The 26,411-nt window shown below is 57.8% G+C and carries 28 protein-coding genes; 17 read left to right on the top strand and 11 right to left on the bottom strand.

Annotated elements, in window-relative coordinates; all coding sequences use genetic code 11:
- Positions 1–26: 26 nt before the first annotated feature.
- The 8 genes from mreB to tldD all read left to right on the top strand — a co-directional run bounded on the left by mreB (position 27) and on the right by tldD (position 11,322).
- Positions 27–1,064 (top strand): rod shape-determining protein MreB, encoded by a 1,038-nt coding sequence (gene mreB / locus RGU44_RS15650; protein WP_020292894.1) that lies wholly within the window; start codon positions 27–29, stop codon positions 1,062–1,064.
- A 187-nt stretch (positions 1,065–1,251) separates the two neighbouring features.
- Complete coding sequence (mreC, locus tag RGU44_RS15645; RefSeq protein ID WP_322278456.1) at positions 1,252–2,361, top strand: rod shape-determining protein MreC; 1,110 nt, start codon at positions 1,252–1,254, stop codon at positions 2,359–2,361.
- The gene (gene mreD / locus RGU44_RS15640; RefSeq protein WP_219062313.1) at positions 2,361–2,852 is read left to right on the top strand and encodes a rod shape-determining protein MreD; all 492 of its coding nucleotides are present in this window, start codon (positions 2,361–2,363) and stop codon (positions 2,850–2,852) included. The genes mreC and mreD overlap by 1 nt, the downstream gene beginning before the upstream one ends.
- Positions 2,853–2,952: 100 nt before the next feature.
- Complete coding sequence (locus RGU44_RS15635) at positions 2,953–3,564, top strand: Maf family protein (RefSeq protein ID WP_322217989.1); 612 nt, start codon at positions 2,953–2,955, stop codon at positions 3,562–3,564.
- On the top strand, positions 3,561–5,018 hold the full coding sequence (gene rng, locus RGU44_RS15630; protein ID WP_322181910.1) for a ribonuclease G: 1,458 nt from the start codon (positions 3,561–3,563) through the stop codon (positions 5,016–5,018). The genes RGU44_RS15635 and rng overlap by 4 nt, the downstream gene beginning before the upstream one ends.
- Before the next feature lie 149 nt (positions 5,019–5,167).
- Positions 5,168–8,983 (top strand): YhdP family protein, encoded by a 3,816-nt coding sequence (locus RGU44_RS15625; protein ID WP_322217986.1) that lies wholly within the window; start codon positions 5,168–5,170, stop codon positions 8,981–8,983.
- A gap of 45 nt (positions 8,984–9,028) precedes the next feature.
- A complete protein-coding gene (locus RGU44_RS15620; protein WP_322217983.1) occupies positions 9,029–9,880 on the top strand; it encodes a carbon-nitrogen hydrolase family protein in 852 nt (283 codons plus the stop codon).
- A 2-nt stretch (positions 9,881–9,882) separates the two neighbouring features.
- Entirely contained in the window at positions 9,883–11,322 is a 1,440-nt protein-coding gene (tldD, locus tag RGU44_RS15615; protein ID WP_322217981.1) for a metalloprotease TldD, read from the top strand.
- Positions 11,323–11,372: 50 nt separating this feature from the next.
- Here the strand turns inward: tldD and yjgA are convergent, their stop codons facing one another.
- A complete protein-coding gene (gene yjgA / locus RGU44_RS15610; RefSeq protein ID WP_322181902.1) occupies positions 11,373–11,894 on the bottom strand; it encodes a ribosome biogenesis factor YjgA in 522 nt (173 codons plus the stop codon).
- A 107-nt stretch (positions 11,895–12,001) separates the two neighbouring features.
- Here yjgA and pmbA point away from each other — a divergent pair, with 107 nt between their 5' ends.
- Positions 12,002–13,348 carry a metalloprotease PmbA gene (gene pmbA, locus RGU44_RS15605; RefSeq protein WP_322181899.1) on the top strand — a complete coding sequence of 449 codons (1,347 nt, stop codon included), beginning with the start codon at positions 12,002–12,004 and terminating at the stop codon, positions 13,346–13,348.
- A gap of 275 nt (positions 13,349–13,623) precedes the next feature.
- On the opposite strand, the gene RGU44_RS15600 is transcribed toward pmbA, so the two are convergent.
- The 10 genes from RGU44_RS15600 to RGU44_RS15555 form a co-directional block, all read right to left on the bottom strand.
- Positions 13,624–13,896, bottom strand: coding sequence for an HPr family phosphocarrier protein (locus RGU44_RS15600; RefSeq protein WP_322181895.1), 273 nt, complete (start codon positions 13,894–13,896; stop codon positions 13,624–13,626).
- Positions 13,897–13,912: 16 nt separating this feature from the next.
- Positions 13,913–14,770, bottom strand: coding sequence for an RNase adapter RapZ (gene rapZ, locus RGU44_RS15595; RefSeq protein WP_322182860.1), 858 nt, complete (start codon positions 14,768–14,770; stop codon positions 13,913–13,915).
- 2 nt (positions 14,771–14,772) lie between these two features.
- Complete coding sequence (ptsN, locus tag RGU44_RS15590; RefSeq protein ID WP_322181893.1) at positions 14,773–15,234, bottom strand: PTS IIA-like nitrogen regulatory protein PtsN; 462 nt, start codon at positions 15,232–15,234, stop codon at positions 14,773–14,775.
- Between the two features lie 12 nt (positions 15,235–15,246).
- Positions 15,247–15,555 carry a ribosome hibernation-promoting factor, HPF/YfiA family gene (gene hpf / locus RGU44_RS15585; RefSeq protein WP_322181890.1) on the bottom strand — a complete coding sequence of 103 codons (309 nt, stop codon included), beginning with the start codon at positions 15,553–15,555 and terminating at the stop codon, positions 15,247–15,249.
- 80 nt (positions 15,556–15,635) lie between these two features.
- Positions 15,636–17,132 carry an RNA polymerase factor sigma-54 gene (locus RGU44_RS15580; RefSeq protein WP_322181888.1) on the bottom strand — a complete coding sequence of 499 codons (1,497 nt, stop codon included), beginning with the start codon at positions 17,130–17,132 and terminating at the stop codon, positions 15,636–15,638.
- Between the two features lie 187 nt (positions 17,133–17,319).
- A complete protein-coding gene (gene lptB / locus RGU44_RS15575) occupies positions 17,320–18,045 on the bottom strand; it encodes an LPS export ABC transporter ATP-binding protein (protein ID WP_219062300.1) in 726 nt (241 codons plus the stop codon).
- Positions 18,045–18,587, bottom strand: coding sequence for a lipopolysaccharide transport periplasmic protein LptA (gene lptA / locus RGU44_RS15570; RefSeq protein WP_322181885.1), 543 nt, complete (start codon positions 18,585–18,587; stop codon positions 18,045–18,047). Before lptA ends, lptB begins: the two co-directional genes overlap by 1 nt.
- Complete coding sequence (gene lptC, locus RGU44_RS15565; RefSeq protein ID WP_322181883.1) at positions 18,574–19,146, bottom strand: LPS export ABC transporter periplasmic protein LptC; 573 nt, start codon at positions 19,144–19,146, stop codon at positions 18,574–18,576. The genes lptA and lptC overlap by 14 nt, the downstream gene beginning before the upstream one ends.
- 9 nt (positions 19,147–19,155) lie before the next feature.
- A complete protein-coding gene (gene kdsC, locus RGU44_RS15560; protein WP_322217976.1) occupies positions 19,156–19,692 on the bottom strand; it encodes a 3-deoxy-manno-octulosonate-8-phosphatase KdsC in 537 nt (178 codons plus the stop codon).
- Positions 19,692–20,666, bottom strand: a complete 975-nt coding sequence (locus RGU44_RS15555) for a KpsF/GutQ family sugar-phosphate isomerase (protein WP_322217973.1) — start codon at positions 20,664–20,666, stop codon at positions 19,692–19,694. The genes kdsC and RGU44_RS15555 overlap by 1 nt, the downstream gene beginning before the upstream one ends.
- Positions 20,667–20,982: 316 nt before the next feature.
- On the opposite strand from RGU44_RS15555, the gene RGU44_RS15550 reads away from it, so the two are divergent.
- The 8 genes from RGU44_RS15550 (at position 20,983) to hisG (ending at position 26,405) form a co-directional block, all read left to right on the top strand.
- Positions 20,983–21,792 (top strand): ABC transporter ATP-binding protein, encoded by an 810-nt coding sequence (locus RGU44_RS15550; protein WP_322181877.1) that lies wholly within the window; start codon positions 20,983–20,985, stop codon positions 21,790–21,792.
- Complete coding sequence (gene mlaE / locus RGU44_RS15545) at positions 21,792–22,589, top strand: lipid asymmetry maintenance ABC transporter permease subunit MlaE (protein WP_322181875.1); 798 nt, start codon at positions 21,792–21,794, stop codon at positions 22,587–22,589. The genes RGU44_RS15550 and mlaE overlap by 1 nt, the downstream gene beginning before the upstream one ends.
- Positions 22,589–23,056: an outer membrane lipid asymmetry maintenance protein MlaD gene (mlaD, locus tag RGU44_RS15540; protein WP_322181873.1), complete on the top strand. Its 468-nt coding sequence runs from the start codon at positions 22,589–22,591 to the stop codon at positions 23,054–23,056. The genes mlaE and mlaD overlap by 1 nt, the downstream gene beginning before the upstream one ends.
- An 11-nt stretch (positions 23,057–23,067) precedes the next feature.
- Positions 23,068–23,724, top strand: coding sequence for an ABC transporter substrate-binding protein (locus tag RGU44_RS15535; protein ID WP_322181871.1), 657 nt, complete (start codon positions 23,068–23,070; stop codon positions 23,722–23,724).
- Positions 23,717–24,031, top strand: coding sequence for an STAS domain-containing protein (locus RGU44_RS15530; RefSeq protein WP_322217971.1), 315 nt, complete (start codon positions 23,717–23,719; stop codon positions 24,029–24,031). The genes RGU44_RS15535 and RGU44_RS15530 overlap by 8 nt, the downstream gene beginning before the upstream one ends.
- 103 nt (positions 24,032–24,134) lie before the next feature.
- Positions 24,135–24,374, top strand: coding sequence for a BolA family protein (locus RGU44_RS15525; RefSeq protein ID WP_219062290.1), 240 nt, complete (start codon positions 24,135–24,137; stop codon positions 24,372–24,374).
- Positions 24,375–24,396: 22 nt separating this feature from the next.
- A complete protein-coding gene (gene murA / locus RGU44_RS15520; protein ID WP_219062289.1) occupies positions 24,397–25,662 on the top strand; it encodes a UDP-N-acetylglucosamine 1-carboxyvinyltransferase in 1,266 nt (421 codons plus the stop codon).
- A 107-nt stretch (positions 25,663–25,769) separates the two neighbouring features.
- Positions 25,770–26,405: an ATP phosphoribosyltransferase gene (gene hisG / locus RGU44_RS15515; protein WP_322181866.1), complete on the top strand. Its 636-nt coding sequence runs from the start codon at positions 25,770–25,772 to the stop codon at positions 26,403–26,405.
- Positions 26,406–26,411 lie beyond the last annotated feature (6 nt).

Here is a 26,411-nt window from a genome sequence, read left to right as displayed (position 1 = left end):
CACGCGTTGCCTAGGGTCCCTTTCCCATGTTCAAGAAACTGCGTGGCATGTTTTCCAGCGATCTGTCTATCGACCTGGGCACTGCCAACACCCTTATTTACGTGCGAGAGCGCGGTATTGTTCTGAATGAACCGTCGGTTGTGGCCATTCGCACCCACGGTAATCAGAAGAGCGTCGTTGCTGTCGGGATGGAGGCCAAGCGTATGCTGGGCCGGACTCCAGGCAATATTGCAGCTATTCGCCCAATGAAAGACGGTGTTATCGCCGATTTCAGTGTGTGCGAAAAAATGCTGCAGTACTTCATCAACAAGGTTCACGAAAACAGCTTTCTGCAGCCTAGCCCTCGTGTGCTGATCTGCGTACCGTGCAAATCCACCCAGGTGGAGCGCCGGGCGATCCGTGAATCAGCTCTGGGTGCGGGCGCTCGCGAAGTGTTTCTGATCGAAGAGCCAATGGCTGCGGCAATCGGTGCAGGTCTGCCGGTTGAAGAAGCTCGCGGTTCGATGGTGGTCGATATCGGTGGTGGTACCACTGAAATCGCGCTGATCTCCCTCAACGGTGTGGTGTATGCCGAATCCGTGCGCGTGGGCGGCGACCGTTTCGACGAAGCGATCATCACCTATGTGCGCCGTAACTACGGCAGCCTGATCGGTGAGTCGACTGCAGAACGCATCAAGCAGGAGATTGGTACGGCCTACCCGGGCGGTGAAGTACGTGAAGTCGACGTACGTGGTCGTAACTTGGCCGAAGGCGTTCCACGTGCCTTCACCCTGAACTCCAACGAAGTGCTTGAAGCACTGCAGGAGTCCTTGGCGACTATCGTTCAGGCGGTGAAAAGCGCCCTGGAACAATCGCCGCCGGAACTGGCTTCGGACATCGCCGAACGCGGTCTGGTGCTCACGGGTGGTGGCGCGTTGCTGCGTGACCTGGACAAACTGCTGGCTCAGGAAACCGGTTTGCCGGTGATCGTTGCCGAAGACCCGCTGACCTGCGTTGCTCGTGGCGGTGGTCGTGCCCTGGAAATGATGGATAAGCACACCATGGATCTGCTCTCCAGCGAATAAGTTCGCCGGACGACTCTCCACGTGGCCCCGTTTACAGGTAGCACTCAGTAGTGCTACCTGTATGCGTTGGGCTGACGCCAACATTTGGTGTTCAACTTCTCAATCTGCGTCCAGGCCGGTTCCATGCCGAATAAGCACAACCCGTTGAAGCTCAACCCAGCAAAAACATGCCTGGGAGGAGCGGCCTATTAAACCGCTTTTCGCAAAAGGTCCCTCTCTGGGCGTGCGCCTGTTGGTGCTGGTGGTGTTGTCGGTTGCGCTGATGGTGGTGGATGCCCGCTTTACGGTGCTCAAGCCCGTTCGCAGTCAGATGTCACTGGTGTTGATGCAGTCGTACTGGGTCGCTGATCTACCACAGCGCTTGTACCAGGGTGTCGCCAGCCAGTTCGGCAGTCGTACCGAACTGATCGCCGAAAACGAAAAGCTCAAGACCGAAGCCTTGCTCCTGCAAGGGCGCCTGCAAAAACTGGCGGCCTTGACCGAGCAGAACGTACGTCTGCGCGAGTTGCTCAACTCTTCCGCACTGGTCAATGAAAAGGTCGAAGTGGCCGAGTTGATCGGCATGGACCCCAACCCCTTCACGCATCGCATCATCATCAACAAAGGCGAGCGCGATGGGGTGGTCCTCGGTCAGCCGGTACTCGATGCCCGTGGCTTGATGGGGCAGGTGGTCGAACTGATGCCCTACACCTCACGGGTCCTGCTGCTGACAGACACGACCCACAGCATTCCTGTGCAGGTCAATCGTAACGGTCTGCGTGCCATTGCCAGCGGCACCGGTAACCCGGAGCGCCTGGAATTACGCCACGTCGCCGACACCGCTGATATCAAGGAAGGCGATTTGCTGGTGAGTTCCGGCCTCGGTCAGCGCTTCCCGGCAGGTTATCCGGTGGCGACGGTCAAAGAAGTGATCCATGACTCCGGTCAGCCGTTCGCCATCGTGCGTGCGGTGCCGACCGCTGCGCTGAATCGCAGTCGTTACCTGTTGCTGGTGTTCAGTGATAGCCGCTCGCCTGAGCAGCGCGCCGCCGATGCGGCGCAAGCCCAGGAAGCGATTGATCGGCAAGCAGCCGACCCTGCCGCAACCCCAGCCAATCCCGCTGCGGCCCATGCACCCGCTACTGCGCCGACGATCCCGGCGGCTACGCATGCAAATCCTGCGTCCGCTGCGCCTGCCCACGCGCCTGCAGCGTCTGCCACTCATTCACCGGCAACCGCTGTGTCGAAACCGGTCGCCAAGCCCGCTACGTCCAAGCCAGCGGTCGCCGCGCCTGCTACCCCTCGGGAGAGGCAATAATGGTTAATCTCGCCCGTGCAAAAAACGGCTGGGTGGTCTGGTTCACGTTCGCGGTAGGTTTACTGCTGAGCGTTTCACCATTGCCGCAGTTCATGGAAATCTTTCGCCCGCTATGGCTGGCACTGCTATTGGCTTTCTGGGCATTGGCGTTACCGCACAAAATCGGTATGACCACCGCCTGGCTGCTCGGTCTGGCCGAGGACGTGCTGTATGGCACGTTGCTGGGGCAGAACGCGCTGATCCTGACCCTGATTACCTTCCTTGTGTTGTCGTTGCAGCAGCGCTTGCGTATGTTCCCGATGTGGCAACAAAGTCTGGTGATTCTGGTGATTTTCGGTCTGGCGCAGTTGGCTCAGCTCTGGCTCAGCGCCTTGACCGGCAATCGTCAGCCGACGCTTGCACTGGTGTTGCCAGCGCTGGTCAGCGCGTTATTGTGGCCGTGGGTGAGTTATGGCCTGCGAGGGTTGCGTAACCGCTTGAGTATCAATTAGGCGGATTCACATTCGCCTGACGTTTCGCCCCGTGACATGTTTTGCGTAGCGCGTATTGCAGAGTGGCAACGCCCACGATCACTGACAGGGAGATGTCCTTATGCCCCCGCTCTATCTGGCTTCGGGCTCACCCCGTCGCCGTGAACTGCTGACGCAGATAGGCGTGCCGTTTACTTCGCTCAGTGCACAGATCGATGAAACCCCTTTGCCCGACGAGGCCCCGATGGTCTACGTCGAACGGCTTGCGCGAGGCAAAGCCGAGGCCGGTCTGGCGTTGCTGGCAGTCAGCGAAGGGGGCTCCAACCCTTGTGTGATCGGTGCTGACACCGCCGTGGTGCTCAATGGAAAAATCCTCGGCAAGCCGGTCGACGAAGCCGATGCCCTGGCGATATTGAGCGCCTTGTCCAGCCATGAACACGAAGTGCTGACTGCCATTGCTGTGATCAACAACCAGCGTTGTGAAACCCGTGTGGTCCGCAGTCTGGTGCGCTTTCGCTCGATTCAGGTTGAGGAAGCCAAGGCTTACTGGGCCAGCGGCGAGCCACACGACAAAGCAGGCGGTTACGCGATTCAGGGGCTGGCGGCTATTTTTGTCGCCGATCTGCACGGCAGTTATTCGGCGGTGGTCGGATTGCCGTTGTGCGAAACCGCAGAACTTCTTGGCCGTTTCGGCATACCCTGTTGGCAACGCCTGGAAGGTAATAAACCATGAGTGAAGAGATTCTGATCAACATCACGCCGATGGAGTCGCGTGTGGCCGTGGTTGAGAACGGTGTGCTGCAGGAAGTTCACGTTGAGCGGACCCAGCGTCGCGGCATCGTCGGCAACATTTATAAAGGCAAAGTCGTACGGGTTCTACCCGGCATGCAAGCGGCCTTCATCAACATCGGCCTGGACCGCGCAGCGTTCATTCATGCGTCGGAAATTTCAATGCGCGAAGGTCCGGCCGTTGAAAGCATCAGTGCGCTGGTGCATGAAGGCCAGAGCTTGGTAGTGCAGGTCACCAAAGACCCGATTGGCAGCAAAGGTGCGCGTCTGACCACGCAATTGTCGATCCCGTCGCGCTATCTGGTGTACATGCCCAAAACCTCCCACGTCGGGATCTCCTTGAAAATCGAAGACGAAGCCGAGCGCGAGCGCCTTAAAAAGGTGGTCACCGATTGCGTTGCGCTGGAAGGTATCAAGGAGGCCGGCGGTTTCATCCTGCGCACGGCAGCTGAAGGCGCTGGTGCGGATGAAATCCTGATGGATATCCGCTACCTGCGCCGTCTCTGGGATCAGATCGGCGAGCAGATCAAGACCGTGGGAGCCCCCAGCGTTATTTATGAAGACCTGGGCCTGGCCCTGCGCACCCTGCGGGATTTGGTCAGCCCGCGCATCGAGAAGATCCGTATCGATTCGCGCGAGACCTTCCAGCGGACCACCCAATTTGTCGCCGAGCTGATGCCGGAAATCGCGGATCGCCTGGAGCATTACCCGGGGGAGAGACCCATTTTCGACCTGTACGGTGTCGAAGATGAAATCCAGAAAGCCCTAGACCGCAAAGTGCCACTCAAATCCGGCGGGTATCTGGTCATCGATCCAGCTGAAGCGATGAGCACCATTGACGTGAACACCGGGGCGTTCGTCGGTCATCGAAACCTCGAAGAGACCATCTTCAAGACCAACCTGGAAGCGGCCACCGCGATTGCCCGTCAATTGCGCCTGCGCAATCTGGGCGGGATCATCATCATCGACTTCATCGACATGGAGGATGGCGAGCACCAACGCCAGGTCCTGCGTACGTTGGAGAAACAACTGGAGCGTGATCACGCCAAAACCAACATCATCGGTATTACCGAGTTGGGCCTGGTGCAGATGACCCGCAAGCGCACCCGCGAAAGCCTTGAACAAGTGCTGTGCGAGCCTTGCAGTAGTTGCCAGGGGCGCGGCAAGTTGAAGACGCCCGAGACGGTCTGTTATGAAATTTTTCGCGAAATATTGCGTGAAGCCCGCGCTTATCAAGCGGAAGGCTATCGTGTATTAGCCAATCAGAAAGTCGTGGACCGTTTGCTCGATGAAGAGTCGGGTAACGTTGCCGAGCTGGAAGGTTTTATCGGTCGTACCATTCGTTTTCAGGTCGAGACCATGTATTCCCAAGAACAATATGACGTGGTGTTGCTCTAACTCACCAACAATCCGTCAGCTTCAGTACTAATGGCAGGAAGCCTTCTAATGAGAACTCTGCGTGGCAAATGAGCAATTCCTGACCCTATCGATGACTGCACGGCCGCGTCGCCTGCACGCGCAGCCTTCAGCCCTGAGGGCCAGCTGACATGGAGCGTCTGACGCGTTTTCTTGCCGCCTTGACTCGCTGGAGTCTGGGCGTGTGCGCTTTGGGGTTAGTCTTGACGGCGCTGTATGTCAGCCTCGGCCGACAGCTAGTGCCGTTGGTGGCCGAGTACCGTGGTGAAGTTGAAACCGAGGCCCGCGCGGCGCTGAATATGCCGTTGAGTATTGGCAGCCTCGAAGGTCGCTGGCACGGTTTTACCCCAACACTGCTGGCTCACGATGTGATGGTGGGCGAGGGCGCCAGTGCCCTGCGGCTGGACAATGTGCGGGCGGTGCCTGACATCTGGGCCAGCCTGTTGGCCCGTGAAGTGCGCATCGCTCACCTGGAATTCAATGGCCTGCAACTGAGTCTCAAAGAAGACAAGGATGGCCATTGGGCGCTTCAGGGTTTGCCGGTCAAGGACGATAAGCCCTTCGACCCGGAACAGTTGTTGACCCAGATGCAGGCGGTTGCAGAGCTGTCGTTGCTCGACAGCCAGATCACCTTTCAGCCATACGAACAGGCGCCTTCGACCCTCACGTACGTCAGCTTCAGTTTGCGCACCGGGAGCAGCAGTCAGCGCCTGGACGCGCGTATGACTTTGCCTGATGGTCAGCCGATGGCGCTCAACCTGCGCTCGCGGGTGCAGGCGGAAAACTGGCGTGATGGCGAGGCCGATGTCTACTTGAGCCTGCCGCAGAGTGACTGGGCGCGCTGGTTGCCGGCCAGCCTGACCCGGCAATGGACGGTCTCCACACTCAAGGCTGGCGGTGAGTTCTGGCTGACCTGGGGCAAAGGCACGCTGCAAAGTGCTGTGGCGCGAGTCAATGCCCCGCTGTTGAAAGGGGTCTATGCCGCTCGCAAGGCGACGAAAATCGATAATCTGGCACTCAACGCCTGGTTCCAGCGCAGTAACAGTGGTTTCAGCCTGTCGCTTGAGTCATTGGCCATGAACCTTGGCGACAAACGTTGGGAAAGCCGCATTCAGCTCAAGCAGCAGGACGCGACCCCGGACGTTGAAGAGCTTTGGCATGTGCAGGCCGATCGCCTGGACCTGACGCCGATCACCCCGATACTCGATTCCCTGGCGCCATTACCGGACGCGCTGATGACGGTGCTCGACAACCTGAAAGTCACGGGTGGATTGCGCAACGTGCTGCTCGATTACCGGCCACAAGCCGAGGGCGACAAACGTCTAAGCTTTGCGGCCAATCTGGACAAGGTCGGCTTCAATGCCTATCACGGCGCACCGGCGGCCGGGAATGTCAGCGGCAGTATCAGCGGTGATCTGGGGCAAGGCGAACTGCGCCTGGCTACGGATGACTTCATGCTGCATTTGTACCCGATATTCACTCATCCCTGGCAATACCGAAAGGCCAATGCCCGGCTGACCTGGAAGCTGGATGAGCAAGGCTTTACCCTGATTGCCCCATACATCCAAGTGGTGGGCGACGAAGGAAAAATCGCCAGCGACTTTCTGATTCGCCTGCATTTCGATAGCACCCAGGAAGACTACATGGATCTTCGGGTCGGCATGGTCGAGGGTGACGGTCGTTACACTGCCAAGTACCTGCCAGCCGTGCTCAGCCCGGCGCTGGACGGATGGCTGCGCACCGCGATCCTGGGAGGCGCGGTGGATCAGGGGTTCTTCCAGTATCAAGGCTCGCTCAGAAGCGATGCAACAGCCGCTGCGCGCAGCATCAGTCTGTTTTTCAAGGTGCACGACGCCTCGCTGGCGTTCCAGCCGGGCTGGCCACAGCTCAATGGCGTGGACGGGGATGTATTCGTCGAGGACAGCGGAGTCCGCATCAAAGCCAGCAAGGGCAGGCTTCTGGATACCCAGGTCAGCAATGTCCAGGTCAATATTCCGCATGTGACTAACGGGCAAGTCAGTCACTTGCTGGTCGACGGTGATTTCGTCGGTGGTTTGGGTGATGGCCTGAAGATTCTTCAGGAGGCCCCCATCGGCACGGCGGATATGTTTGCGGGCTGGCAAGGCGACGGTTCGTTGCAGGGCAAGCTGAAGTTGGACATTCCCCTGGCTAAAGGCGAAGGGCAGAAGATTGCAGTGGACTTCAATACCGCCGCTGCACGCTTGAAGCTGAGCGAGCCGCCGCTGGAGTTGACTCAGCTCAAGGGGGCATTCCGTTTCGACAACGCCAAGGGCTTGAGCGGCAGCGGCATACGCGCTCAAGCGTTTGAGCGGCCGATCACCGCGCAGATTTATGCGGAAGGAAAACCGGGGGCGATCACCACCCGAGTCGTCGCCAATGGTCAGGTTGCACTGAAGAAACTCACCGATTGGCTCGGCGATACTCAGCCGTTGCCGGTGTCCGGTGACTTGCCGTACCAGGTGCAGATCACCCTTGACGGGGCCGACAGTCAACTGCGGGTCAACTCAAACCTAAAAGGTTTGGCTGTCGATCTTCCTGCACCCTTTGGCAAAACGGCTGATGACGTGCGAGAGAGCGAGTTTCGCATGACCTTGCGCGGCGCTGACCGGCGTTACTGGGCCACTTACGATGCTTTGGCCAATCTGGCATTCGTGGCGCCAGGCGGCAATATCGCAGAAGGCCGGGGCGAGCTTTTTCTCGGCACGGACGCTGCGGTTCTGCCTGACCCTAAAGGTTTAAGAGTGCGCGGGGCACTGTCCGAGTTGGACATTGCGCCATGGAAAACCATCGTCGAACGCTACGCTGGTAATGATCCCGGGGGCAGCGCCAAGCAGTTACTGCGTAGCGCAAACCTGCAGATTGGAAAATTGAATGCGCTGGGCACCACGCTTGATCAGGTCGATGTGCAGCTCAATCGAAAAGACGCCTCCTGGTCTTTGGCGGTCGACAGCGCCTTGCTCAAGGGCACGGCCAGCCTGCCCGATGCAAAAGCCGCCCCTATTGGCATTGACCTTCTCTACGTGCGTTTGCCTGCGCCTGATCCCAATGCAGCGGCGGTAGAGAATGGCAAGGACCCACTGGTCGATGTCGATCCACGGCAGATTCCGGCGATGGATATCAAGGTCTCTCAGTTGTTCCAGGGTGATCAGTTGATCGGAGCGTGGTCGCTCAAAACCAGGCCAACCGCTGCGGGCGTGCGGCTTTCCGATTTGAGTATGGGGCTCAAGGGGATGTTGTTACAGGGCGACGGTGGCTGGGAAGGCGCGCCGGGATCGACCAGCAGCTGGTACAAGGGCCGTGTCGGCGGCAAGAATATTGCGGATGTACTGAAGGCTTGGGGTTTTGCACCCACCGTGACCAGCGATACGTTCGAGCTGAACGCCGACGGCCGTTGGCCCGGTTCGCCTGCCTGGATTGGGATCAAGCGCTACTCGGGCAGCCTGGATGCCACGTTGCGCTCCGGCCAGTTCGTTGAAGTGGAGGGGGGCGCCCAAGCCCTGAGGGTGTTCGGTCTGCTCAACTTCAACTCCATAGGTCGTCGTTTGCGCCTGGACTTCTCGGACTTGCTTGGCAAGGGCTTGAGTTACGACCGGGTCAAAGGGCTGCTGGTCTCCAGTGATGGGGTGTACGTGACCCGTAACCCGATCACCCTGACCGGACCGTCGAGCAATATTGAACTTGAGGGCACGCTGGACATGGTCAACGACCGGGTCGATGCCAAGCTACTGGTGACATTGCCGGTGACCAATAACTTGCCGATTGCGGCGTTACTCGTCGGCGCGCCGGCCATTGGTGGGGCCTTGTTCCTGGTCGACAAACTGCTGGGTGACCGCGTGGCGCGATTCGCCAGTGTGCAGTACCGCGTTGAAGGCCCTTGGAAAGAGCCGAAGATCACGTTCGACAAACCCTTTGAAAAACCTCAATAGCGCGCCATGGAGTACAGTGGTGGCACGTCTTGTCCGGAGCGCGCCATGTCTTTTGCTGTAGTTCAAATGGTCAGCCAGAGCGATGTCCTGGTCAATCTGACTCACGCTCGCCGCCTGCTTGAACAGGCTGCCGAGTCTGGAGCGCGCCTGGCGGTGCTCCCGGAAAATTTTGCCGCCATGGGCCGTCGCGACGTTGCCGATATCGGTCGCGCCGAGGCTCAAGGCCAGGGTCCGATCCTGCCATGGTTGAAACTGGCCGCTCGCGACCTCAAATTATGGATAGTGGCTGGCACGTTACCGCTACCACCGGCTGATCGGCCGCGGGGTAAAGTCACCGCGTGTTCATTGCTGATCGATGAACACGGCGAGCAAGTGGCACGCTATGACAAACTGCATTTGTTCGATGTGGACGTTGCCGACAACCGTGGGCGTTATCGGGAGTCGGATGATTACGCCCATGGTGACAATGTGGTGGTCGCCGATACGCCGGTGGGGCGCCTGGGTTTGAGCGTGTGTTACGACCTGCGCTTCCCTGAGTTGTATAGCGCGCTGCGTGAAGCGGGTGCGCAATTGATCACTGCACCGTCGGCCTTCACTGCTGTCACCGGTGCCGCGCATTGGGACATCCTGATCCGGGCGCGTGCGATAGAGACCCAGTGCTATGTGCTGGCGGCGGCGCAAGGGGGACTGCACCCCGGTCCAAGGGAAACCTACGGGCATGCTGCGATCATCGACCCTTGGGGGCGCGTACTGGCTGAGCAGGCCCAGGGCGAAGCGGTGCTGCTGGCCGAACGTGATAGCGATGAACAGGCGTCCATACGGGCGCGGATGCCGGTGTCTGATCACCGGCGATTTTTTTCGCGGGACGCATTGCGGCCTGCGCACACCTCGGAGTGAATATGAGCGACTTGTCCTCTGTCAGCGAACACCTTTTAGCGCCTGGCGGCCTGAGCCTCGACAGCTTGCAGTCGGTACTGGGCGAGCTGGCTGGCCCAGGGATCGATGCGGCTGACCTGTATTTCCAGGGGCAGATTTCCGAGTCCTGGTCGTTGGAAGACGGCATCGTCAAGGAAGGCAGTTTCAACCTCGATCAGGGCGTCGGTGTACGGGCGCAATCGGGTGAGAAAACCGGATTTGCCTACAGCAATGCGATTACCCCTGAGGCACTGAGCCTTGCCGCACGTGCTGCGCGTTCGATTTCCCGCGCCGGGCAGGAAGGTCAGGTGCAAGCATTCACCACGCAGGACGTGGCCCAGTTGTATGCGCCGGACAACCCTCTGGACGTGATGACGCGCGCGGAAAAGGTCGAACTGCTCAAGCGCATCGACGTTGCCACGCGAGCATTGGATGCACGTATTCAGCAGGTCACGGTCAGCATGGCCGGGGTTTGGGAGCGGATTCTGATCGCGTCCACCGATGGCAGCCTGGCGGCGGATGTGCGTCCGTTGGTGCGTTTTAATGTCAGCGTCATCGTCGAGCAGAATGGCAGACGCGAACGAGGTGGCCATGGCGGTGGCGGGCGTACCGATTACCGGTACTTCCTCACGGATGACCGTGCCATGGGTTATGCCCGTGAAGCGTTGCGTCAGGCACTGGTGAATCTTGAAGCGATCCCCGCACCTGCTGGCACGTTGCCGGTGGTGCTCGGTTCCGGTTGGTCCGGCGTACTGCTGCACGAAGCGGTTGGCCATGGTCTGGAAGGCGATTTCAACCGCAAAGGCAGCTCGGCATATAGCGGGCGAATGGGTGAAATGGTGGCGTCCAAGCTGTGCACTATCGTCGATGATGGCACGCTGGCCGGTCGTCGAGGCTCGTTGACGGTGGACGATGAAGGCACGCCGACCCACTGCACCACGCTGATCGAAAACGGCGTGCTCAAGGGTTACATGCAGGACAAGCTCAACGCTCGGTTGATGGGCGTGGCACGTACCGGTAACGGTCGTCGCGAGTCCTATGCGCACCTGCCAATGCCCCGCATGACCAACACTTACATGCTGGCCGGGCAAAGCGACCCGGAGGAAATCATCGCGTCGGTGAAGAGGGGTATCTACTGCGCCAACCTCGGCGGCGGTCAGGTTGATATCACCAGCGGCAAATTCGTGTTTTCGACCAGTGAGACCTATTTGATCGAAGACGGTAAAATCACTGCGCCAGTCAAAGGTGCGACCTTGATCGGTAATGGGCCTGAAGCCATGAGTCGAGTGTCGATGGTCGGTAACGACCTGGCGTTGGACAGCGGCGTGGGCACCTGCGGCAAAGACGGTCAGTCAGTGCCAGTAGGTGTCGGTCAGCCGACCTTGAAGATCGATGCGATCACGGTAGGCGGTACGGGGTCCTGAAAGACTGCGCCGAATGAATCGCAGGGTGCGACTCATTCGGTGCTTGAACACTAGCGCAGGCCGCGCTTTATGTCGTCCAGGTCGCGGATGTACTTGAACAGTTTGCGGCTGGCGGCAGGTGGCTTGCTTTGGGCAAGTTCATGCTGGGCCTGGCGTATAAGCGAACGCAGTTGCTGACGATCTGCTTCCGGATAGTCGCCGACAAACTTCTCGAGTACGTCGTCGGTGCCTGTGATCAAGCGATCACGCCAGCGTTCCAGACCGTGAAAACGTTCGTTGTATTGGCGAGTGGAGGCATCAAGTTGATCAAGCAACACCAAAATGGCGTCCAGGTCTTGATCGCGCATCAGCTTGCCGATGAACAGGATATGCCGTTTACGCGCAATGTTTGCGGTGTGCTTGGGCGCTTCGGCCAAGGCCCGGCGCAGCGCGTCGGTCAAGGGCAGTTTCGCCAGCAAGTCAGGCTTGAGTGTTGTCAGGCGCTCGCCAAGGTCAACCAGAGCATGAAGCTCGCGTTTGACCTGAGTTTTGCTTTTACCCTCATCGAGGGAGTCGTCGTAAGAATCAACCATGGGGGCAGTCCGCTAATAAACGCCGCCATGATAACCAGTCAGGGGCCACTTGTCCGGCCCGGTCGGTATTCGGCTTGTGCCGAAAGCAGAATTTGATGGAGAAAGTCATGAGTACAGCTCAAAGCGTAGGCCCGCAAGCCTTGCCTGCACTGCAAGAACAGGTCGAGCAAATCATTGCCGAAGCCAAGCGTCAGGGCGCAAGCGCCTGTGAAGTGGCGGTGTCCCTGGAGCAGGGCTTGTCGACCACGGTTCGCCAGCGTGAAGTGGAAACTGTCGAGTTCAATCGCGATCAGGGCTTTGGTATCACCTTGTATGTCGGTCAGCGCAAAGGCTCGGCCAGTACCTCCGCCAGTGGCGCTGACGCTATTCGCGAAACCGTAGCGGCGGCGTTGGCGATTGCCAAACACACCTCCGAAGATGAATGCTCCGGCCTCGCCGACGCTGCGCTGATGGCTAAAGAACAGCCAGACTTTGATCTATTCCACGCGTGGGATATCACCCCGGAACAAGCCATTGAGCGTGCCTTGATCTGTGAGGCGGCGGCGTTCGATGCCGACAGCCGGATCAAAAATGCCGACGGCACCACGCTCAACACCCATCAAGGGTGTCGCGTGTATGGCAATAGCCACGGTTTTGTTGGCGGCTCTGCCTCGACACGCCACAGCTTGAGCTGCGTGATGATCGCCGAGGGCGAAGGGCAGATGCAGCGCGACTACTGGTACGACGTGAGTCGCCAGGGCGAGTTGTTGGCGGACGCACAAAGCATTGGCCGTCGCGCGGCACAGCGTGCGGCCAGCCGCTTGGGTGCGCGCCCGGTACCGACGTGTGAAGTTCCGGTGTTGTTCGCTGCGGAATTGGCGGGCAGCTTGTTTGGCCATCTTTTGTCCGCCATTTCCGGCGGCAATCTGTATCGCAAATCATCCTTTCTGGAAGGAGCGATGGGGCAGCGCCTGTTTCCTGAATGGCTGACTCTCGACGAACGGCCGCACCTGATGCGCGCCATGGGGAGCTCGGCGTTCGACGGTGATGGCTTGGCAACCTATGCCAAACCATTTGTGGAGAATGGCGATTTAGTGTCCTACGTTCTGGGTACTTACTCAGGCCGCAAGCTAGGTTTGCCGAGTACAGCCAACTCAGGCGGCGTGCATAACCTGTTCGTCACCCACGGTGTGGAAGATCAGGCAGCGCTGCTGCGCCGCATGGGTCGCGGCTTGCTGGTCACTGAGTTGATGGGCAGTGGTTTGAATATGGTCACCGGCGACTACTCTCGTGGAGCGGCAGGCTTTTGGGTCGAGAACGGCGAAATCCAGTTCCCGGTTCAGGAAGTCACCATCGCCGGCAACCTGCGCGACATGTTCAAACAAATCGTCGCCGTCGGCAGCGATCTCGAACTGCGCAGCAATATCCGCACAGGCTCTGTGTTGATCGAGCGCATGACGGTTGCGGGTAGCTGATCTGCATTAAAAAAGGCGCTTCATGCTCGCTGCACGAAGCGCCTTAATCTTAATGTACGAGCGGCCTCAATACGCGGCACTGTCACACAGTAAACTCGGTCGAGGTAGGCGCTGACTTGTCTGCGAATAAGCCCGGCACGGGCTTCCGGCAGGTTTGGGTTTGACCCGGGGTCTACAGATTTACGAAAGCTCACCTCTCGTATTCCAATCACATAGATTTTTTTAATAGCTCCAGGCCTGCCCGCGAATGAGTCAATACGGTCCGTCGCCTGCTGTCACTCGCCTTCATCAAACCGATTGTTGATCAGCTCAATCAAGTCTTCGAGTGCTGCCTGTTCGTCTTCGCCTTCAGTATGCAGGTGGATATCGGTGCCTTTTCCTGCTGCCAGCATCATCACGGCCATGATGCTTTTGCCGTCGACCATGCTGTCGGGCGCGCGACCTACTCTGATCTGGCAGGGGAATCTTCCGGCGACGCCGACGAATTTAGCGGCGGCGCGCGCGTGCAAGCCAAGCTTGTTGATGATAGTGATTTGACGAACGGGCATCGCGATGAGGGTCCTTTCAGCTGAGGTCGCGGTGGCGGACCTGAACGTTCTTGAGGGATTGTTGCAAGACCTGACCCAGGCGCTCGGTCAGGTAGACAGAGCGGTGGTGCCCGCCGGTGCAGCCAATGGCAATAGTCACGTAGGCGCGGTTGCTGGCTGCAAAGCGTGGCAACCATTTGTTCAGGTACGCGTAGATGTCCTGGAACATCTCTTCTACATCCGGCTGTGCCGCCAAATAATCGGCTACGGGCTGGTCGAGCCCGGACAGTTCGCGCAACTCCGGCTTCCAGTAGGGATTGGGCAGGCAGCGCACATCGAATACCAGATCAGCATCTACTGGCATGCCACGTTTGAAACCAAACGACTCAACCAGAAACGCGGTGCCTGGCTCCGGCTTGTTCAGCAGGCGCAGTTTGAGCATGTCACGTAGTTGATAGAGGTTCAGGTGCGTGGTGTTGATTTTCAGATCGGCCAGATCGATGATCGGCCCAAGCAGGTTGCTCTCGTCACGTATCGCTTCGGCAAGCGAGCGGTTGGTGCTGCTCAGGGGGTGGCGACGACGGGTTTCAGAGAATCGTTTTAGCAGGGTCTCTTCATCGGCGTCGAGGTACAGCACATCGCATTGGATGTGGCGGCTGCGGACCTCTTCCAGTAATTCGGGAAAACGCGACAGATGGCTCGGCAGATTGCGCGCGTCGATGGACACGGCGACCAGCGGCTGAGCCAGTTCGGTATGAATCAGGGCACGTTCAGCCAGCTCCGGGAGCAGGCCTGCAGGCAGGTTGTCGATGCAATAGAAGCCGTTGTCTTCCAGTACATCCAGTGCTGTGCTCTTGCCGGAGCCGGATCGGCCGCTGACGATGATCATGCGCATCATTAATGGCCGTTCTGCACGTCCAGCACCACTTGATAAAGCGCTTCATCGCTTTGGGCGCTGCGTAGGCGGTCGCGCACATCGGCGCGGTCGAGCATGCTGGCTATCTGACGCAGCAGCTCCAGGTGTTCGTCGGTGGCGGCTTCCGGGACTAGAAGGACAAAAAGCAGGTCTACAGGCCTGCCGTCGATGGCGTCAAAATCTACGGGGGTGTCGAGGTGCAGGAGGGCGCTGATGGGCATTGGGCAGCCCGCCAGCCGGCAATGCGGGATGGCGATGCCATTGCCGAAACCGGTCGAGCCGAGTTTTTCGCGGGCAATAAGGCTCGTGAGTACCAAGTCCGAATCAAGCTCCGTTTCACGGCCGATCAGTTTGGCAACTTGCTCAAGAACATTTTTTTTACTGCTGCTCGGCACGTTCACGAGTGAACGGCCGGCAGTCAGGATATTTTCAAGTCGGATCATGGGTTGTGGGTGTTAGCGAGCAGTCGCACCTTTCAGGATGTTCTGCTGCTTTTCCTTATGCTTGAGCAATTGTCGGTCCAGCTTGTCAGTGAGTAGGTCGATTGCCGCATACATGTCGTCATGTTCTGCGTTAGCGACCACCTCTCCACCGTGGATGTGCAGTGTGGCTTCGATTTTCTGTTTCAGTTTCTCGACTGCCATCGTTACCTGCACATTGGTAATCTTGTCAAAGTGCCCTTCGAGCTTCTTGAATTTGAGCTCGATGTATTCGCGCAGGGGCTTGGTCACTTCCAATTGGTGTCCACTGATGTTGACTTGCATACAGCGTCTCCTTCGTTGCCAGTACATAAAGAGGCAGGCTTGAATGCCTACCACTGGAACGCTACGGCGTACGGCCACCCTTACATCAATCGCTTGCGTTCGCTTGAAGGTGCTATCCCAAGTGATTCGCGGTATTTAGCGACCGTGCGTCGAGCTACCTGAATGCCTTGTGCCTCCAGTAAACCAGCGATCTTGCTGTCACTCAACGGCTTTTTCTGATTTTCCGCAGCTACCAGTTTTTTGATGATCGCGCGAATGGCCGTGGACGAACACTCTCCGCCCTCTGAGGTGCTTACGTGACTGGAAAAGAAATATTTCAGTTCGTAAATACCGCGCGGGGTATGCATGAATTTTTGCGTGGTCACACGTGAAATCGTCGATTCGTGCATGCCTACCGCTTCGGCGATGTCATGCAGAACCAAGGGTTTCATGGCTTCGTCGCCATACTCAAGAAAGCCGCGCTGGTGCTCGACGATCTGCGTGGCCACTTTCATCAGCGTTTCGTTGCGGCTCTGCAGGCTCTTGATGAACCAGCGTGCCTCTTGCAACTGATTGCGCATGAAGGTGTTGTCAGCGCTGGTGTCGGCCCTGCGGACGAACCCTGCGTATTGGGGGTTGACCCGCAGACGGGGCACGGACTCTTGATTGAGCTCTACCAGCCAGCGCTCGTTGTCTTTGCGCACGATCACGTCGGGCACAACGTATTCGGCCTCGCTCGACTCGATCTGCGAGCCTGGGCGCGGGTTGAGGCTCTGCACCAGTTCAATGACCTGGCGCAGTTCGTCTTCCTTGAGCTTCATGCGCCGCATCAGCTGAGCGTAGTCGCGGCTGCCAAGCAGGTCGATGAAGTCTCCGACCAAGCGTTGTGCCTCGGCCAGCCAGCGAGTCTTCGCGGGGAGCTGACGCAATTGCAGTGACAGGCATTCGCTCAGGTTGCGAGCGCCGATACCCGCGGGTTCGAATTGCTGGATACGGTGCAGTACTGCTTCGATTTCATCCAGTTCGACATCCATTTCCGGGTCGAAGGCATCGAGGATTTCCTCAAGCGACTCGTCCAGGTAGCCCTGATTGTTGATGCAGTCGATCAGCGTGACGGCGATCAACCGATCAGTATCGGACATGGGGGCCAGATTCAATTGCCACAACAGATGGCTTTGCAGGCTCTCGCCGGCCGATGTGCGAGTGGTGAAGTCCCATTCGTCATCGTCGTTGTTGCTGCTGGGCAGGCTGCTGGCACTGGTCTGATACACGTCATCCCAAGCGGTATCAACGGGCAGCTCGTTGGGGATGCGGTCGTTCCAGTCGCCTTCTTCCAGGTTGTCCACCGTCGGGGCGGGCTCCTGGTAGGTAGGTTCCTGTACGTCAGGATTGGGTTTCTCTATGTTGTCGGCCAACGGATCGGCATTGTCGAAGTCGTCGCCTTCTTCCTGGCGTTCCAGCATAGGGTTCGACTCCAACGCTTCCTGGATTTCCTGTTGAAGGTCCAGGGTCGACAATTGGAGGAGGCGGATGGCCTGTTGCAGCTGCGGTGTCATCGTCAGCTGCTGGCCCATTCTCAGGACTAGCGATGGTTTCATGGCAGGGGCTTAACACCTTATTTCGCCGGCGCACATGCGCCATCCACTACAGGGCGCCGAAGCGCCAACTTAAGCAAATTATATGCCTGAAACCTAAGTGTTTGCCTAGAGTGTGATGACAATTAATGTTCTTGTCAGCACTGCACCCTAGCGTCCGTCGCCGATGAAGAGCGAAACACCGCAGAGCTTACAGGCGGAATTCATGGCCGAGGTAAACCTCTTTAACCAGTTGGTTAGCCAGAATGGTTTCTGAATCACCCTCAGCGATCAGTTGCCCGTCGTTGACGATGTAAGCGGTTTCACAAATATCCAGGGTGTCACGTACGTTGTGATCGGTGATCAGTACGCCGATGCCCTTGGCTTTCAAGTGATAAATGATTTGCTTGATATCGCCGACGGAAATGGGGTCGACACCGGCAAACGGTTCATCGAGCAAGATGAATTTTGGCGAAGTCGCCAGGGCGCGAGCGATTTCCACACGACGGCGTTCACCGCCGGACAGGCTCATGCCCAGGTTGTCGCGTATGTGGCTGATGTGGAACTCCTGCAGCAGGCTTTCCAGCTCCTTGCGACGCGCTGTACGGTCGAGTTCCTTGCGGGTCTCGAGGATCGCCATGATGTTATCGGCAACCGACAGTTTGCGAAAAATCGAGGCTTCCTGCGGCAGATAGCCGATCCCGGCGCGTGCGCGACCGTGCATGGGTTGATGGCTGACGTCTTGATCGTCGATCAAGACGCGACCCTGATCGGCCTGGACCAAACCTACGATCATGTAGAAACAGGTGGTTTTGCCAGCACCGTTAGGGCCAAGCAGCCCCACGATTTGCCCGCTCTCGATCGAGAGACTGACATCGCGCACAACCTGGCGACCCTTATAGCTTTTAGCCAGATGCTGGGCTTTAAGCGTCGCCATTACGGAGCCTTCTGCGGTGCGGGTTTGTTTTTCGGCTGGATGACCATGTCGATCCGCGGACGTGGTGCCGTCACCTTGGCTCCGTTGGCGCGGCCGGCATTGACGATTTGTTTCGTCGTGTCATAGACGATTTTCTCGCCTTCGGACGTATTGCCGTCGTTGATGACCTTGGCCTTGTCGATCAGGATGATCCGGTCAAGGGCGGCGAAGTACTGGATGGTCACGCCGTACGCTTGAACGATAGGCTTGTCGACGGCAGGTTTCTGTTCGTAGTAAGCAAGATTGCCAACGGCGGTAAATACGTCGACTTCACCTGTTGGCGTCCGGGTGATGGTCACGGTGTTGCCCGTGATCTTCATGGAGCCTTGGGTGATGATGACATTGCCTTTGTAGGTGGCAATGCCCTGCTTGTCATCGAGTTGCGCATCGTCAGACTGAATATGAATAGGCTGATCGCGGTCCGTCGGCAAAGCCCAGGCGCTCACGCTTCCCAGTGCTGCGCCCAAACCGAGCAAAAAAGGGAGGGTTTTAACGAGCCTCATACTGTCCTCTTACGTTGGACAGCAGGTGCATCCTGCCGTCGTTCAAATACGCTTTCATACCCGTGCCAGTGGATACGCCGCCGAAACCGTCGATTCTAACGGCTTGCTCGGTCTGCGCATATTGCTTCTGTGGGAATACAGTCATTCGACTGCTGGTAATAATCGTTGTCCGGTTTTTTTCGTCAGTGCGTGCGATACGTACTGAATCGATGAGCTCGACCTCGGTGCCGCCGGGAGACACTTCTCCCTTCTTGCTCTGGACATGCCAGGGAAAGAGGGCGCCGCGATACAGTTGCAGATCTGGATTGGTCAGCAGGGTGATGTCGGAAATCTGCACATGTTCGACCTTGTCGGCGGTCATGTCGTATTGAAGCTTGCCGTCCGGCAGGAACTGCAGGCTGTGAGCATTCATCGCATAAAAGTCGATGGCGGCCGGGTCAACGGGTGCAGCCCGCTGCTCCAGAAAGGTTTCAGGGCTGATGTTCCAGTAGCCTGCGGCCGCCAGCATCAGCGCAAGCACGCCCAGAATCAAAAACCGGCGAATCTTTTTACTCAGCATAAATGACTTCTATAAGTAGGCGGCGTGGGCCGCTTCAAGGCTGCCTTGAGCGTTAAGGATCAACTCGCAAAATTCGCGCGCCGCGCCTTCGCCGCCGCGAGCCTGAGTAATGCCGTGGGCATGTTGGCGAACAAAACTGGCCGCATTGGCGACCGCCATGCCAAGGCCAACGCGCCGAATGACAGGCAAGTCTGGCAGGTCGTCACCCAAGTACGCGACCTGTTCATAGCTTAGATTGAGTTGGGCAAGTAGTTCGTCAAGAACGACCAGTTTATCTTCGCGGCCTTGATACAAGTGCTGGATGCCCAGATTCTGCGCGCGGCGTTCGACCACCGGTGTGCGACGCCCGCTGATGATAGCGGTGTGCACGCCCGAGGCAATCAGCATTTTTATGCCTTGGCCGTCGAGTGTATTAAACGTTTTGAACTCACTGCCGTCTTCGAGAAAGTACAGGCGTCCGTCCGTCAGCACGCCATCGACGTCGAAAATGGCCAGTTTGATGTTCTTGCCGCGTTGCAGCAGATCCTGCATCGTCGCTTCGCTCATTACATAACCCCCGCGCGCAGCAGGTCTTGCAGGTTGAAGGCGCCAATAGGGTGGTCGTTCTTGTCGACCACGATCAAGGCTCCAATTTTGTGGTCTTCCATGATTTTCAACGCCTCGGCTGCAAGCATCTCGGGGCGAGCAGTCTTGCCATGGAGTGTCATCACTTCGTCGATGCTCGCCTGACGAATATCGATGCTGCGGTCCAGGGTTCTGCGCAAATCGCCGTCGGTAAATATCCCGGCGAGGCGGCCATCGGCCTCCACAACGGCAGTCATGCCCAAGCCCTTGTGGGTCATTTCCATCAGCGCATCACGCAGCAGCGTGCCGCGTTGAACCTTTGGCAAATTTTCACCGGTATGCATGACGTGTTCGACTTTGAGCAACAAACGTCTGCCAAGCGCGCCGCCAGGGTGGGAGAAGGCAAAGTCTTCCGCCGTGAACCCGCGCGCTTCGAGCAGGGCGACCGCCAGTGCGTCGCCCATCACCAGTGCGGCGGTAGTCGAGGACGTAGGGGCCAGGTTCAGTGGGCAGGCCTCTTGCGTGACGTAAACGTTGAGATTGATTTCTGCGGCCTTGGCCAGCGGCGAATCAGGGTTGCCGGTCAGGCTGATCATCTTGATGCCCAAGCGTTTGATCAGTGGCAGCAAGGTGACGATTTCGGCGGTCGAACCCGAGTTGGAAATCGCCAGAATGATGTCGTCGCGGGTGATCATGCCCATGTCGCCATGGCTCGCTTCAGCCGGGTGGACGAAGAACGCGGTGGTGCCCGTGCTTGCCAGGGTGGCGGCAATCTTGTTGCCGATGTGCCCGGACTTGCCCATGCCGACCACTACGACACGGCCTGTACCGGCCAGAATCATCTCGCAAGCGCGTACGAAATCTGCGTCGATATGGGCCAGCAAGCCTTCTACGGCTTCTATTTCGAGGCGGATGGTGCGTTGTGCTGTTTGAATCAGGTCGCAGGATTGGCTCATGTCAAAAATCGGTCAGCCTGATGAAAAGGCGGCGATTATAGCGGTAATGGCTCAATCCCTCACGCTTGATCGTCCTACTTTGTTGTGCGCCGTAAATCAGGTCAGGTATACGCAGACTGATTGTGTCCTTTGTAGGACGTTTTGCAATTGTTCGAATTATCTGTCTCGCACCTTAACGAAAGAGGCTTCTACCGTGGGCCGCGCGCGCGGGCGGTGGTATAGTTCGCCGCCGGTTCTGCCCCCCGGACAGCCACTGCGCGTGTCTTGCGGCACGGACCTGGCGTCAGAGTGTGAGGCTGCATCGCAAGGAGTTTAGATGAGTGCCGATAACGCCTACGCGGTCGAGCTGAAGGGTGTCACCTTCATGCGCGGGACGCGCAGCATTTTCAATAATGTTGATATTCGTATTCCTCGGGGCAAGGTCACCGGCATCATGGGACCTTCCGGCTGTGGCAAAACGACCTTGCTGCGTTTGATGGGTGCGCAGTTGCGTCCCAGCAAAGGCGAAGTGTGGGTCAACGGCCAGAATCTGCCGAAATTGTCGCGCAGCGACCTGTTCGACGCACGCAAGCAAATGGGCGTGCTGTTTCAGAGTGGCGCCTTGTTCACGGACCTCGATGTGTTCGAAAACGTGGCTTTTCCGCTTCGCGTGCACACCGATTTGCCGGAAGAAATGATCCGCGACATCGTCTTGCTCAAATTGCAAGCGGTCGGACTGCGCGGTGCCATCGAGCTGACGCCCGACGAGTTGTCCGGCGGCATGAAGCGCCGTGTGGCATTGGCTCGGGCGATTGCCCTTGACCCGCAAATCCTGATGTACGACGAACCCTTCGTGGGCCAGGACCCTATTGCCATGGGGGTGCTGGTGCGCTTGATTCGGTTGCTCAACGATGCGTTGGGGATCACCAGTATTGTGGTGTCCCACGACCTTGCCGAAACAGCGAGTATCGCGGACTACCTGTATGTAGTGGGCGATGGCGAGGTATTGGGGCAGGGGACCCCTGAGGAGCTGATGAACTCGGACAACCCTCGTATTCACCAATTCATGACCGGCGAACCTGATGGCCCTGTGCCATTTCACTATCCGGCACCGGATTATCGCGACGAACTTTTGGGGAAGCGCTGATGCGCAGAAAGTCACTACTGGAGCGGATTCGTCTATTCGGGCACGCTGCGATCGATAGCATTACGGTGCTGGGGCGCTCGGGCATATTTCTGGTTCATGTGTTGTTCGGCCGAGGCGGCATTGGCGGCAGCTTTCAACTGCTGGTCAGGCAGCTGCATTCAATCGGCGTCATGTCCCTGCTGATCATTGTGGTCTCGGGGGGTTTCATTGGCATGGTGTTGGCGCTTCAAGGCTTCAACATCCTGACTAAATATGGCTCGGAGCAGGCCGTCGGGCAGATGGTTGCGTTGACCCTGTTGCGTGAGTTGGGGCCTGTGGTTGCGGCTCTGCTGTTCGCCGGGCGCGCGGGTTCCGCGTTGACCGCTGAAATCGGCAACATGAAATCCACTGAGCAATTGTCCAGTCTGGAAATGATTGGCGTCGATCCACTCAAGTACATCGTTGCGCCGCGTCTGTGGGCTGGTTTCATCTCTCTGCCGTTGTTGGCGATGATCTTCAGTGTGGTCGGAATCTGGTGTGGCTCCTGGGTTGCGATCGACTGGCTGGGCGTTTACGAAGGCTCATTCTGGTCAAATATGCAAAACAGCGTGTCCTTCAGGGATGACGTGCTCAATGGTGTTATTAAAAGCGTAATCTTTGCTTTTGTGGTTACCTGGATTGCCGTGTTTCAGGGTTACGACTGTGAGCCCACTTCGGAAGGGATCAGTCGTGCCACCACTAAAACAGTGGTGTATGCCTCGTTGGCCATATTAGGCCTGGACTTTATTCTGACTGCCCTGATGTTTGGAGACTTTTGATGCAAAACCGCACCCTGGAAACCGGTGTCGGCCTATTCCTGCTGGCCGGGATCTTGGCTTTGCTGTTGCTGGCCTTGCGGGTCAGTGGTTTGAGCGTAAGCGCGACCAACGACAGCTATAAACTTTATGCCTACTTCGACAATATTGCCGGTTTGACTGTCAGAGCCAAGGTGACCTTGGCGGGCGTTACAATCGGCAAGGTCACTGCTATCGATCTGGATCGCGACAGTTTTACCGGTCGGGTGACAATGGAGGTTGAAAAACGGGTGAATAACCTGCCATCGGACTCCACGGCTTCCATTCTTACCGCCGGTTTGCTGGGCGAGAAGTACATCGGTCTCAGCGTGGGCGGGGAAGAGGCGCTGCTCAAAGACGGCGGCACGATCCACGATACCCAGTCGTCGCTGGTGCTGGAGGATCTGATCGGTAAATTCCTGCTCAATACTGTGAGTAAAGACGCCAAATGAGGAGCTTTTCCATGATATCGATCTTGCGCCGTGGCCTGCTTGTATTGCTGGCTGCGCTTCCATTGGTTGCGAATGCTGTGGCCGCGCCGTCCGCCCATGATCTGGTGGATCGCACGACCAAGGAGTTGCTGAGCGATCTGGCGGCTCATAAAGAGCAATACAAAACCAATCCGAGCGCCTTTTACGATGCATTGAATCGCATCGTCGGCCCAGTAGTGGATGCCGAGGGCATCTCGAAAAGCATCATGACGGTCAAGTACTCTCGCAAAGCGACACCTGAACAAATGCTGCGTTTTCAGGATAATTTCAAGCGGAGTCTGATGCAGTTCTATGGCAACGCACTGCTCGAATACAACAATCAGGGCATTACAGTCGCCGCAGCCAAAGAAGAAAATGACACCCGCACCAGCGTCGATATGCAGGTCAAGGGCAACAACGGCGCCCTGTATCCCGTGTCCTACACACTCGAGAAAATCAACGGCGAGTGGAAAGTGCGTAACGTCATTATCAACGGCATCAACATTGGCAAGCTGTTCCGTGATCAGTTTGCTGACGCCATGCAGCACAATGGCAATGACCTTGATAAAACCATCAACGGTTGGGCGGGCGAAGTTGCCAAGGCCAAGAGCACCATCGATCAAGCGGCCGAGAAACCTGTCAATGAGTGAATCAGGTGTTCGTCTTGGCGCTGCAGGTGAGTTGTACCTGAGTGGCGTGCTCGACTTCCGCACCGGGCCGGCCTTGCGCAAGCAAGGTCAGGCCCTGATCAAGGCCTGCACCGCGCCGGCGTTGATTCTGGACTGTTCCGCAGTGGAAAAATCCAGCAGTGTCGGCCTGGCTTTGCTGCTCGCGTTCATGCGCGATGCCGACGTTGCCGGAAAAGCTGTCAGCGTTCAGTCGCTGCCGGAAGATATGCGCCAAATTGCCCAAGTGTCCGGCTTGATTGAGTTGCTGGAACCGAATCAGCCGTCATAAAAGAAAGCTTTCCGTCCGAGTCTGTCATTCCGGGGTTCGCAGCGAGGGGGCTTTTTTGTATGATGGCCGACCCGCGCGCGTAGGGCGCCGATCGAGGTTAAGCATGCAGGCCGTAGAAGTTAAAAGCTTCCTTGAAGGAAAGCTGCCGGAAATCCAGGTAGAAGTTGAAGGTGAAGGCTGCAATTTTCAGCTGAATGTGATCAGTGACGAGATGGCGACCCTTAGCCCAGTCAAGCGTCAGCAGCAGATCTATGCCCATTTGAACCCCTGGATCGCCGATGGCAGCATCCATGCGATCACTATGAAATTTTTCAGCCGCGCTGCATGGGCCGAGCGCACCTGAGCCAATTGGCGTCGAGATTCTAATGGATAAACTGATTATTACTGGCGGCGTTCGTCTTGATGGCGAAATCCGCATTTCCGGGGCAAAGAACTCTGCCCTGCCGATTCTTGCTGCAACGTTGCTGGCCGATGGGCCGGTGACAGTGTGCAACCTGCCGCACCTGCACGACATCACCACCATGATCGAGCTGTTCGGGCGCATGGGCATTGAGCCTGTGATCGACGAAAAGCTTAGCGTTGAAATCGACGCGCGCACCATCAAGACCCTGATCGCCCCGTACGAATTGGTGAAAACCATGCGTGCTTCGATTCTGGTGCTGGGTCCGATGGTTGCTCGTTTCGGCGAAGCAGAAGTGGCGTTGCCTGGTGGTTGCGCCATCGGCTCGCGTCCGGTCGATTTGCACATCCGTGGCCTTGAAGCCATGGGCGCGACCATCGACGTCGAAGGCGGCTACATCAAAGCGAAGGCGCCAGAAGGCGGCCTGCGTGGAGCGAACTTCTTCTTTGATACCGTCAGCGTGACCGGTACCGAAAACATCATGATGGCAGCCAGTCTGGCCAACGGCCGTAGCGTGTTGCAGAACGCTGCCCGTGAACCGGAAGTGGTCGACCTGGCCAACTGCCTGATCGCCATGGGTGCGAACATCACCGGCGCGGGCACTGACACCATCACCATCGATGGCGTTAAGCGCTTGCACGGTGCCACCTATAAAGTGATGCCTGACCGCATCGAGACCGGCACTTACCTGGTAGCGGCGGCGGCCACTGGCGGTCGCGTCAAGCTCAAGGACACCGATCCAACCATTCTGGAAGCTGTGTTGCTCAAGCTCCAGGAAGCGGGCGCTGAAGTCACTACTGGCGCTGACTGGATCGAACTGAACATGCACGGCAAGCGGCCTAAAGCCGTGAACCTGCGCACCGCACCCTACCCGGCGTTCCCGACCGATATGCAGGCGCAGTTCGTTGCGCTGAACGCTATCGCCGAAGGCACCGGTGCCGTGATTGAAACGGTCTTCGAAAACCGTTTCATGCACGTCTATGAGATGCAACGCATGGGCGCACAGATCCTGGTTGAAGGTAATACCGCGGTCGTGACCGGTGTTGATCTACTCAAAGGCGCGCCCGTCATGGCGACCGACCTGCGTGCTTCGGCCAGCTTGGTGATCGCAGCATTGGTTGCTCAGGGCGACACGTTGATCGATCGCATTTACCACATTGACCGTGGTTATGAATGCATCGAAGAAAAACTGCAGATGCTCGGCGCCAAGATCCGTCGCGTTCCGGGCTAGGGCCTGCGTACTGATCGTTCTGCACTAATGTCCTGGACCTGAATTCGTTCAGCGCAGGACACGTGAGGCACACGGATGTGCCCGATTGCTAAGGACCTACGTTTCCCATGTTAACCATCGCACTGTCCAAGGGCCGCATTCTTGACGACACCCTGCCGCTTCTCGCTGAAGCAGGCATTGTGCCGACCGAGAATCCGGACAAAAGCCGCAAGCTGATTATCCCCACGACTCAGGCAGATGTACGCCTGCTGATCGTGCGCGCCACCGATGTGCCAACGTATGTCGAACATGGCGCCGCCGACCTGGGCGTTGCCGGTAAAGATGTGCTGATGGAATACGGCGGCCAGGGCCTCTACGAGCCACTGGACCTGCAAATTGCCCAGTGCCGTCTGATGACTGCCGGTGCCATTGGCGCGATTGAGCCAAAAGGCCGTCTGCGTGTGGCGACCAAGTTCGTCAACGTTGCCAAGCGTTACTACGCCGAGCAAGGCCGTCAGGTCGATATCATCAAGCTCTATGGCTCGATGGAACTCGCTCCCCTGATCGGTTTGGCCGACAAAATCATCGACGTTGTCGACACCGGCAACACGCTGCGTGCCAACGGCCTCGAACCCCAGGAGCTGATTGCAACTATCAGTTCGCGTCTGGTGGTGAACAAGGCTTCGATGAAGATGCAACATGCGCGCATTCAGGCGCTGATCGATACGCTGCGTAAAGCAGTTGAGTCGCGACACCGCGGCTGATCCACC

Origin of the sequence: Pseudomonas sp. 5C2 (genome assembly GCF_034314155.1) — a bacterium.
Lineage (GTDB): Bacteria > Pseudomonadota > Gammaproteobacteria > Pseudomonadales > Pseudomonadaceae > Aquipseudomonas.
The sequence above is the reverse complement of the archived record's forward strand: the minus strand, read 5'-3'. Positions and strand labels throughout refer to the sequence as shown.